This is a genomic window from Pontibacter beigongshangensis (assembly GCF_014332515.1).
GTDB lineage: Bacteria > Bacteroidota > Bacteroidia > Cytophagales > Hymenobacteraceae > Pontibacter > Pontibacter beigongshangensis.
Map to the genome: position 1 here is coordinate 184,676 of NZ_VFSD01000001.1, position 10,497 is coordinate 195,172.

The following is a 10,497-nucleotide window of genomic DNA, read 5'->3' on the forward strand; positions in this document are numbered from 1 at the left end:
GTGGCTACTGCACGTTTATCCAGTCAATATCTTTTTTCAGGTATTCCTGTGTTTTGGCTTCAGGGCTGCCCGTGGCCGGCTGGAAGTTGTATTCCCAGGAAGCGTGTTTGGGGAGGCTCATCAGAATAGACTCTATGCGACCGCCGGTGGCGAGCCCGAATTTGGTGCCCCGGTCATACACCAGGTTAAACTCCACGTAGCGCCCTCTCCTGATCAGCTGCCACTGTTTCTGCTGCTCGTTGTAAGGCAGGTGGCGGTTCTGGTTCATGATAGTGGTGTAAAAAGGGGCAAAGGCCCTGGCTACGTCTTTCACAAAAGCAAAACGCTCTTCCATGGTAATTTCGTCGGTAGCCATCAGCCTGTCGAAAAAGATGCCGCCCACACCCCGCGTCTCCTGGCGGTGCACATTATAAAAATAGTCGTCAGCCCACTTTTTAAACTCGGTGTAATAGGAGGGATGGTGCTTATCGCAGACCGCCTTCATGGCCCTGTGGAACTCCTGTGCCTGCTTCAGGTCGAGGTAAATGGGCGTGAGATCGATGCCGCCTCCAAACCAGGCTTTCCCGTTGCCTGCCTCAAAGTAGCGGACGTTCATGTGCGTGATCGGTACCATGGGGCTGTGCGGGTGCAGCACCACCGATACGCCTGTCGCAAAAAAAGCAGGGTCGGGCATTTCAAGCATTTTCAGGAAGGCGGGGGAGAGCTGGCCCTGCACCGCCGAGAAATTAACCCCCCCTTTCTCCAGCACATTTCCCTGCTGTATAACACGCGACAGGCCACCGCCGCCCTCTGAATGCTGCCACACATCGGCCTGAAAAGTGGCGCCGCCATCGCAGGTTTCCAGAGCCTGGCACAGCTCGTTTTGGAATTGCCGGAAAAATGCTTCAACTTCTTCTCTGAACATAGGTATAAAGTATTATTTTTGGGAGAGACCAAAGCCAGGTCCCGGTTCTTAAGGATCCTGCTGGATGGAGTCTGCACAAGATCTAAGGTAAAATTACTGAATAATGCCTGTTTTGCCGCGTTTGAAATCATAATTTAACGATAGACTTAAACTCAGCTTAAAAAAGCCTGTGTAATACAAGCATCATTGGCCCAGCTATTACCCCACACTGAAACACAAAAGAGAGACCAGTCTGCATATGCAACGAGACACGATGGAGGCCCTGAAGATAGAGCTGGCAATTCTGAAAAAAGCTTACCGCCTGATGGTTACAGCCAAAACCATGGGAGAGACTTACGAAGAAGAGAAGGCAATTTGCAGCAAATACGTACACAGCACCTCCCGCGGACATGAGGCCATTCAGCTTGCCGCCGCTTTTCAGCTGCTTCCACACGATTTTTTTGCGCCCTATTATCGCGATGAGTCTATTATGTTGGGCTTAGGCATGCCACCCTACGAACTGATGCTGCAACTGATGGCCAAAAACGACGACCCATTTTCCGGCGGGCGCACGTATTACGGGCATCCGGCACTTAAAAAAGTGGGTTTCCCAACTATTCCGCACCAAAGTTCTGCCACTGGCATGCAGGCCATCCCGGCTACCGGCATGGCCCATGGCCTGGCCTACCTGGAGTCGCAGGGGCTGCTGCAGGGCGAAGGCAGGCCGGTGGTGCTCTGCTCCTTAGGCGATGGCGCCGTAACAGAGGGTGAGGTGGCAGAGGCCTGGCAAATGGCCGTGCTCAAGCAGCTGCCGATTGTGTACCTGGTGCAGGACAACGACTGGGGTATTTCGGCCACAGGAAAAGAGATGCGCGCCATGGATGCCTATGAGTACGCTGCCGGGTTTAAAGGCCTGGAGCGCCTGCGCCTCGACGGCTCTGATTTTGCCGAGTCGCATGAAGGCATGCGTGTGGCCTTCGAGTATGTCCGCCAGCTCCGCAAGCCGATACTGGTGCATGCCCGTTGCCCGCTGCTCAACCACCACACCTCCGGGGTGCGGAAGGAGTGGTACCGGGGCAACACCTTGCAGGAGGAGGCAGTGCGGGACCCGCTGCCAAAGCTCAGGCAGCTGCTCCTTGAGGCAGAGGTAACCCTTGCCGAAGTGGAACAGCTGGAGCGAGAGGCCATGCAGCTGGTACAGCAGGACTTTAAACGAGCCCTAAGCGCGCCTCAACCTGACCCTGCCACCTTCGACCAGCATATTTTTGCACCTACGCCCGTTACAGCAGAAGCAGGTGAGCGAAGCCCTGCCAAAGCAGGAAAGGTCACCATGGTGGATGCCGCTCTCCATGCAGTGGACGATATCCTGAGGACCTACCCGGAATCTATTTTTTATGGAGAGGATGTAGGCGGAGAACTGGGCGGCGTATTCCGGGAGGCGGCCCTGCTGGCGAAGAAGTACGGCGATGCCCGTGTCTTTAACACCCCTATTCAGGAAGCCTACATAATCGGCTCAACAGCAGGCATGTCGGCAGTGGGAGTAAAAGCGATTGTGGAGATACAGTTCGGGGATTATATCTGGGCAGGCATGAACCAGCTGGTGGTGGAACTCTCCAAGAGCTGCTACCTTACAAACGGAAAATTTCCGGTGCAGACGCTCATCCGCGTGCCCGTCGGCGCCTACGGTGGCGGTGGGCCGTACCATTCTGGCAGCATCGAATCTACCTTGCTGAATATCCGGGGCATAAAAGTAGTATACCCGTCTAGTGCGGCAGATATGAAAGGTCTGATGAAAGCCGCCTTTCTGGATCCGAACCCCGTGGTGATGCTGGAGCACAAGGGCCTGTACTGGTCTAAAGTGCCCGGCACCGAAGACGCACGCACCACCGAGCCAAACGAAGAATATGTACTGCCGCTAGGTGTGGCCAACGTGGTGCAGCAGGCCGACGAAGAGCAGGTTAGCAGCGGCAACAGCCTGACCGTGATCACTTATGGCATGGGCGTGTACTGGGCCAAGGCAGCCTCCGAAAAGTTCAGGGGCTGCATCGAGGTCCTTGACCTCCGCACCCTTAACCCGCTCGACTTCGACAGCGTGGTGGCATCGGTGCGGCGGCACGGCAAAGCGCTGGTGCTAACGGAGGAGCCGCTCCTGAACTCTTTTGCAGAATCGCTGGCAGGGCGCATCTCCAAAGCATGCTTTCAGCAACTGGATGCACCTGTGTTTACCCTTGGGGCAGCTAACCTGCCCGCCCTTCCGCTGAATATAGAGCTGGAGCGCATGGCCTTGCCAAACGCACAAAAAGTGGCGTCAGCTATACAGGAGTTGCTGGAATATTAAGTAACAGCGGTAGAAGCAGCAAAAAAGTCCTGTGGAGGGGCTTTTTATCTGAATAATCTAGTTGATGTGCTGAAGTGCTAATATCATCTGGTAAAAAGGAGGTTCCATATGGCATTGGCTGATTAGATACAAAAACCTACAGGTGCTCATCTTATAGTGAAAAGCAGGTCGCTGGTGAGAGCTTGCCGCTTGTACCAAATGTTCTTAAGGCTACAGCTTAAAAGAACTGATCCAGAACAGGCTGCTTCGGCCCTTCTCGAAAGGCTTGTTAGGAAAGTACGAGCGGCAAGATCGCACCAGCGCTAAATTAAGGAAATAGAAGCCTTGTTTATCCCTACAAGATGAGCTCCGGAGGGACAAATTCATTAGCATAATTTAAAACGGGTACCCGATCCCGATGGTAAGGTTGCTCTGGTTGTTTCTGGAGAAGAAGTCCCAGAACCGGAAGTTGCTGATAATAAAGTTGTTGCCATCCAGTGCGGCCGGGTCATAGACTTTTGTGGCAAAATCGAACCGCAGGATCAGCACCGACAGGTCGAAGCGAAGCCCGAAGCCCGTGCCTACTGCAAACTCTTTGTAAAACCTGTCCAGGGCGAAGTCGGCACCGGGGCGCTCGGGGTTTTCCCTCAAAAACCAAACGTTGCCGGCATCCACAAACACAGCCCCGTTCAGGAAACTGAACATGTTGAACCTGTACTCCATGCTGCCCTCTATCAGCACCTCCCCAGGCTGCTCCGGCGTAAAGTCGCGCACTACCACGGGTGCGCCGTTAACTGTATCTATAGAGGTGGTGGCGTAGGAGCCGGGGCCCAGCCTCCGAACCAGCCAGGCCCGCACACTGGAGCCGCCACCAGCAAAAAAGTACTTGTCGTAGGGCAGCAGCTCGGTTTTAAACAAGGGGTTTCCGACGCCCATGTTCAGCCGGTACACAAAAAAGCGTTTACCTCCCAACGGAATATAGCGCCTGTAGTCGGGGTTGACTTTTACAAACTGGAACGTATTCAGGCCGCCGAGTTTGGGATTAAACCCCAGCCGCTGCGACAAGCCGCCAACCTCAAGTTGCAGCCTGAAAAGGCGCGCATCACGCGTCTGGGTAAAATCGTTGGTGTTGTAGGTGGCGTTAAAGGAGATGGTCGAAATAAAAGCAGGCCTGAAACTCTCGATCAGGGAGCGGCTGCCCTGGCTGAAGCGCTCCAGGTACTCCCTGAATCGCTGAAAGTTTTTGCCGGCCGTATCGACCCGGGCAATCTGCAGGTTAATGGGGGAGAAGATGTACTGCAGGTAAGGAGGCTGCGCCGGTGTCCGGGACTTCTGCCAGATGTAGGAGTAAACCAGGTCATAGTTGGTGCGGTGGTATTCGTCGCGATCCACATCGGTGTAGCCGGCATAGATCCTGGTTCTGGGGTTATTGTCGCTCAGCACCTTGCCACCGCCAAAGGGCAGCAGAAATGTGGGGAACGACAAGGCCACATCGGCCCCCAGCTCCCGGATAATGACGGTTTGGCGGCTGTCGAGGCTCACCTGGCCTTCGTAGCCGCCACGCAGCCCGAAATCAAGGTTCTCGGCACCGCCAAACACGTTGCGGGCCCTTAACCGCAAACTTGTAAAAGGCCCGGGCACCCTTTCTGAATAATTTAAACCAAGTTCGGCCGTTTCCTGAAACCTTTTGGTAGGTACAGCATTGATAAAAGCATTTAGCTTATTGGCACTGGTATCGCTAGGTGTCTCCACCTTGGAGTAGGTAATGTTGTTGAACTGAAAAACGTCCAGCTCCGAAAGCCTGCGTTGCGTTATCGTCGTCCTGATCTGGCTGTAGGGTTGTCCGGGTGCAATATTGGTTTTCAGGTCCAGGATGCGGGGGGAGTATTTGTGGTTGTAAGACAGGAAATTAATGTTATTGTAGGTGATGGTATCGCGGGTACGGCCAAAGCGATCGTTATCTGTCTTGAAATACACATTCTCGAGCGTATATAATTTGTGTCCGGGGGCATCCTCCGGGTTGTCCACGATCACATCCAGGCGCACTGTGTTGCCGCCAAAGCTGGTGTCTACTTCAAAGCGGATGTAGGCTTTGGCAAACTCATAAAAGCCATTGTTGCGCAGCGAGTTATACATCCTGTCACGTTCCTCGGTCAGTACCTGGTCGTCGTACAGGTCACCTGTTTTTATCAGCGACCTGACGGAGGTTCTTTGCAGGACCCGGAGCACGGCTGTGTCGGGTATGGCGTAATTGATGTGGGAGTACCGGTAGGGCGTATTCTCTTTTACCTGGATGGTGATGTACACTTTCTTGCCGCGCTCCTCTTTCGAGTATTCTGATTCGTGGTTGAAATACCCGCGGCCATCCATGTAAAATTCGATCTGGTTCATGGTGGCCTCCATCAGCGTAGAGTCGTAGATGGAGGGGGGCTCGCCAAGCTGCATAAAAAAGTTTCCTTCTTCCTTCTTGTTCTGCTGCCGCTCAATGCGTTGCTCAAACCGGTTCTGGATTTTCCGTATCTTTAGCGTGTCTGTGCCGGCTTCCTTTATTCTGGTTTCCCGTTTATTGGCCAGCTTCGTGATCCGCTGATCAATTTTTTCCGGATTGTAGAAACGCTTTCCGAAATAATAAAGCGACAGGTAAGGAGTTGACCACAGCACCATTCTGTTAGGTTGCTGCTGGTAGAGCGAAGCGATGCTCATGGGCTCTATGTGCTCCAGCCCTTTGGTTTTCATGCTAACTAAAAGCTCCTCATCTTCAGCCAGGTGGCGTGTAGGAATACACCCCGCAAAACTAAAGATTGTAATTAACAGGGTGAATATGTAAAATCGTGGGTTCAAACTTTGTAGCTATGTTATCGAAAGCAGTAGTAAAGTATATCAATTCCTTACAAATAAAAAAATACCGCCACCAGCACCAGGCCTTTGTGGTGGAAGGCGCCAAAAGCGTGGCAGAGCTGCTGCAGGCCGATTTCGAGCTGCAGCACCTGTTTATCACGGAGGCTTTTTACCACGAAAATAATAAAACGTTCGCAAAAGGACTTCCCTACCACCTCGTAACAGAGCAGGAACTGACCAAAGCCGGCACCTATGCGACCAACAACGCCGCCCTGGCCGTTGCAAAGATGCGACCTGGGCAGCAATTACAACTAAAAACCGCTGATTTTATTATTGCACTCGACGATGTGCGGGACCCCGGCAACCTGGGCACCATTATCCGCATTGCTGATTGGTACGGCATAAGCCACGTGGTTTGTTCCGAAAACTGCGCTGATTTTTACAACCCCAAGGTGATTGCGGCCACCATGGGCTCTTTTACCAGGGTGCAGGCACATTACCTGGACCTGCCTGCCTGGCTCCAGGAGCAAGCGGCCGGGGGCCTCAAAACCTATGGCGCCTCCCTGGCCGGAGAAAACCTGCACGGCCTGCATTTAAAACCCGAAGGGATTGTAGTGCTTGGTAACGAAGCTAACGGCATCAGGCCTGAGGTGCAAGTCCATATCAACCACCTGATCAAGATCCCGGCCTTCGGTAAAGCAGAGTCGCTTAATGTAGCCACTGCCACTGCCATCATCCTAGATAATTTTAAGAGAAACGGGTGAAAAGTTAAGAATTGTTTACAAACCTGCTCAGAAGGTCATTTTCGAATTTTCTCATCTTCAAATTTCCAAATCTTCACATCAACCATTTAACAATCAACAACTAACAATCAAACTGCAAACCAATTATTTGAATCAAAAGGTGCCTCCGGAGCTACAGTTGCTGCTGCTTCAGAAGGCTTTCGGGGGCATCTCATTCGAATTCCGGGAAGCGATGAAGCTGTTTAAAACTACTGAAAAAGGAAGCGGTTCTGTGGCATTGGCGCCGCAGAACCGCTTCCTTTTTCAGGTCTTAACACATTAAAAGAGCCTGAGGCCGAAGCTGATCACATTCATTTTTGGGCCACGGTTCTCTTTAAACAGGCTGTTCATGTTGTACCTGGCAAACAGTTCCAGGTTACCGTACCCGATTACACCGGTCAGGCCGTAATGGAAGTCGTTGAGGTTATAGTTGCTGCGCACTTTGTCTTTCTCGGTGCTGCCGTCCTGGCTGTATTTTAACTTGGAGTGGCTCCCCAGCCGGTAACCCACAAAACCGCCTGCCCCAATATTAAAACCTTCTTTACCATTGGCCCGCTTAAACTTCAGCATCGGCACCAGGGGCAGGTTCACCGAGGAGTGCGTCAGTTTAGACTTCTGATAGTTAATATCGTTGGCCTTTCTGAAGTAGGTCACATCGTTCACATCTTCCTCAATTACATAATTCTTGTCGAACATGTAGTTGTTGAAAGCGAACTCTAAGCCGGAAGCGATATAAAAGGGGCTCGATTTTCCTCCTACCTGGGAGGTGATTCGCCAGTTGATGCTCACATAGCGCGACCCCATGGGCTTCAAGTCAGGAATAGGGGTGGCACCTCCTGCATCATCCTGATTCACAAAGGTATTCAGGCCAAGGTCAAGGTCCAGTCCGAAGCGGGTGGGTTTATAGGGCTTGTCCTTCTTGGTTTTGGTGCTGTCCGACTTGGAAGGGGTGTTTACATTTACCCGCGTGTTCTTTCCGTCTTCCCGTATCTCCACATCTATCTTTATGTTTTTGTTTATCCTGATCTCATGGCGTTCGGTTTTGGTGGTGTCGTTCTGGTCGTGCCCCTGCACCGTGATGGTGACCTGCTCGGCTTCGGTGTCGTCGCTTTTCTCCGATGGGGTAATGGTCACGGTCATCTGCTGGGAGTTGGTGGCTTTGCTGGTGCGCTCCAGGTTGTCGACCTCTCCGGCATACTTGCTGATCACGGTTATCAATGAGTCGAGGCTATAGTTGCGGAAGGCCTGCAGTTGCGCCATATTATCGAGGTACAGCACCATTTTAGCGCCATTGGGCATTTTTACGATGATGGTGTCCTGGGGGCCGAAGCGTTCGCCTACGGTAGGACCGCCTTTGGCAGACACACCGGTAGCGGCAACCATGACAATGGCTGCGATGAGTAGGAATAATCGTTTCATGGTTTTAGGGTTAGAGATTAATGACTTTTGAGAATTTCTGTTTTCCGATCTGCGTTTCGAGGGCGATCTGCTCGGTGCGGACGCCAAGCTCAGAGAGCTCCACCCGCTCGCCGGTAGCCAGGTTCTTCACTTGCTTAAAGATGCTTTTAGCTAACTGCTGCTTCTTCTCCCTGCTGCTCAGTTCCACCTCCTGCTCCTCGTGTTGCACCGCCACCGCCTGGGGGGCCATGGCCCGCTTGATAATAATCTGCACGCGTTCCTGACTTTCGGCTTTTGGTGCAGCCGCAAGGGCTACTGGCGCATCAGGCAGGGTGGTGGCCGGGGTTTCCTGTTCCTGAGTGGCAGCCAGGGCTGGCGCAGGTTCGGATGGTGTCAGCGGCTCTACGCGTTTTACTGCTGCTGGCTTAGGTGCTGCTTTGGTTGCCGGTGTTGTGCTGGCGATGGCTTTTGCCGGAGCGGCCTCCGGTTGAGCCGCCGCTGCCGGTGTTTCAGCAGTTCCTGCTTCAGGTATGGCTACTGTTGCTGGCACCTCCGTGTTATCGGCAGGTACCTTGCCGGCAATTTCAACAGGCCGGGCAGGAGCAGGGGTTTCGGTTTGGGCAATGGCTGGTGCCTGATCGGCCTGGTTGTTTCTGAGACTGAAGAAAACAAGTCCTGCGGCCAGCAATAGCGCCACAGCAGCAGCTATGCCATAGCTGCGATACCAAAGAATAAAAACAGGTTTCTTCTCTTCCTCCTCTGGCTGCGGCATTTCGGTCTCTATCCGCTCCTGCAGCCTGTTCCATAGGTCGGCGGGAGGTGTAGAACTGGAATTGCCTAAACGCGCTTTAAATAATTTATCTACTTCTTCTGGTTTCATCTTTACCTCCTTTTTAACTCGCGATAGCTTCGTTTCCGCTTAACCGGCGTTGCAGCATGGCCCTGGCCTTGCTTAGCTGCGACTTAGAAGTACCTTCTGTTATCCCTAACATATCAGCAATTTCTTTGTGCCCGTAGCCCTCTATGGCGTACAGGTTAAATACAGTCCTGTAACCGGCCGGCAGGGTTAGCAGCAATTCCAGCAGCTCTTCTTCTGCCAGTTCGTGGTCTGCGCCTGTGGTGCCGGCTACCTGTATGTGGCTGTCTTCAATAGCCAGGTGCAGCGGCTCCTTCTTTCTCAGGAAACCAAGCGCCTCGTTTACCATAATGCGTCTTACCCAACCTTCAAAACTGCCTTTCGCCTCATACTGGCCAATGTGCTGGTAAATCTTCATAAAACCGTTCAGCAGCGCCTCCTCGGCATCCATCTGGTTCTTCAGGTAGCGCAGACAAACCCCGTACATAGGTGCCGCAAAGCGTTCGTAAAGGCACTTCTGCGCTTTACTTTCTGCCCGCTGGCATCCTGCTATCAATTCTGACTCTGTCACGCTGGGTAAATGTTTTACAAATTGATCCTGCTTTGGTTTATTCCGGAGCCCTTTTGCTGCTCTTTGCCTTTAAGATGTAAAAAGCCTGGCCGGTGGTTGCCTGAGCTATCTTAAATATCTGAAATATTTTTTGCAATAGCTTTAAAAGGTATGTAATCCATTGAATATAAAGTGTTAAGAGAATTTTTGCCGTCGCCTATAAGCCTCTGGAGGGGCAAATCTATTAGAATAATTTGGTGTGATGTGCTAATTTTCAAATTTGGGATTTGAAGATTTGAAAATCTGAGGATGAGGAAATTTGAGGATGAATAACAGAAAGGTTTACCTGTCATCATGGCTTCACCCGTAGCTTAGAAAGAAAGGCTATGTGTCTGACCTCGTGTGTTCTTTAAAGCAACAGCAGTTGTAGCTCCGGAGGCACCTTTTGATTCAAATAATTGATTTTCAGGCGGCTTGTTTGTTGTTGACTGTTGATTGGTTGATGTGAAGATTTGAAAATCTGAAGATGAGGAAATTTGAGGTAGATAGACTGTCACAGGCTGCATAACCGGAAATCTAGTAACTCATAACAAAAAAAAACCGCTTATCAGTAATTTTTCTTAATTGAGGTTGAATGAACTATCTGACCTCAGGAATTCGTATCTTTGACCTATGAACTTCACTGCCCTGTTCTTTAGCATTTATCTGTTATGGATGGCCTGCCTGCCATGCACGGATAAGGTTTTGGACAAAAGTGAACATCACCCAAACCTGGCAGATGTCGCCGATTCTACCGGGCATTCTCCTTTTCATGAAGACAGCTGCCCTATTTTTTGCAGCTGCGGCTGCTGCGCCACGTATACCGTTACGGTA

Annotated in this window: 7 protein-coding genes; 2 read left to right on the plus strand and 5 right to left on the minus strand. The window is 51.8% G+C overall.

All coding sequences use genetic code 11. From position 1 onward, the window contains the following. Positions 1-4: 4 nt before the first annotated feature. Complete coding sequence (hemF, locus tag FJM74_RS00695; RefSeq protein ID WP_187260638.1) at positions 5-904, minus strand: oxygen-dependent coproporphyrinogen oxidase; 900 nt, start codon at positions 902-904, stop codon at positions 5-7. Between the two features lie 238 nt (positions 905-1,142). Between hemF and FJM74_RS00700 the strand changes: the two genes are divergently transcribed. Beyond that, positions 1,143-3,221, plus strand: coding sequence for an alpha-ketoacid dehydrogenase subunit alpha/beta (locus FJM74_RS00700; protein ID WP_187260639.1), 2,079 nt, complete (start codon positions 1,143-1,145; stop codon positions 3,219-3,221). Between the two features lie 375 nt (positions 3,222-3,596). Here the strand turns inward: FJM74_RS00700 and tamL are convergent, their stop codons facing one another. Then, positions 3,597-6,041, minus strand: coding sequence for a translocation and assembly module lipoprotein TamL (gene tamL, locus FJM74_RS00705; protein ID WP_194349922.1), 2,445 nt, complete (start codon positions 6,039-6,041; stop codon positions 3,597-3,599). Positions 6,042-6,052: 11 nt separating this feature from the next. Here tamL and FJM74_RS00710 point away from each other — a divergent pair, with 11 nt between their 5' ends. Beyond that, positions 6,053-6,802: a TrmH family RNA methyltransferase gene (locus tag FJM74_RS00710; protein ID WP_187260640.1), complete on the plus strand. Its 750-nt coding sequence runs from the start codon at positions 6,053-6,055 to the stop codon at positions 6,800-6,802. A gap of 297 nt (positions 6,803-7,099) precedes the next feature. On the opposite strand, the gene FJM74_RS00715 is transcribed toward FJM74_RS00710, so the two are convergent. Genes FJM74_RS00715 through FJM74_RS00725 form a run of 3 tightly spaced genes read right to left on the minus strand, consistent with a single transcriptional unit; the run spans position 7,100 to position 9,645 of the window. Next, a complete protein-coding gene (locus tag FJM74_RS00715) occupies positions 7,100-8,239 on the minus strand; it encodes a porin family protein (RefSeq protein WP_187260641.1) in 1,140 nt (379 codons plus the stop codon). 10 nt (positions 8,240-8,249) lie between these two features. Next, the gene (locus tag FJM74_RS00720) at positions 8,250-9,098 is read right to left on the minus strand and encodes a hypothetical protein (RefSeq protein WP_187260642.1); all 849 of its coding nucleotides are present in this window, start codon (positions 9,096-9,098) and stop codon (positions 8,250-8,252) included. Positions 9,099-9,111: 13 nt separating this feature from the next. Beyond that, a complete protein-coding gene (locus FJM74_RS00725) occupies positions 9,112-9,645 on the minus strand; it encodes an RNA polymerase sigma factor (protein WP_187260643.1) in 534 nt (177 codons plus the stop codon). Positions 9,646-10,497 lie beyond the last annotated feature (852 nt).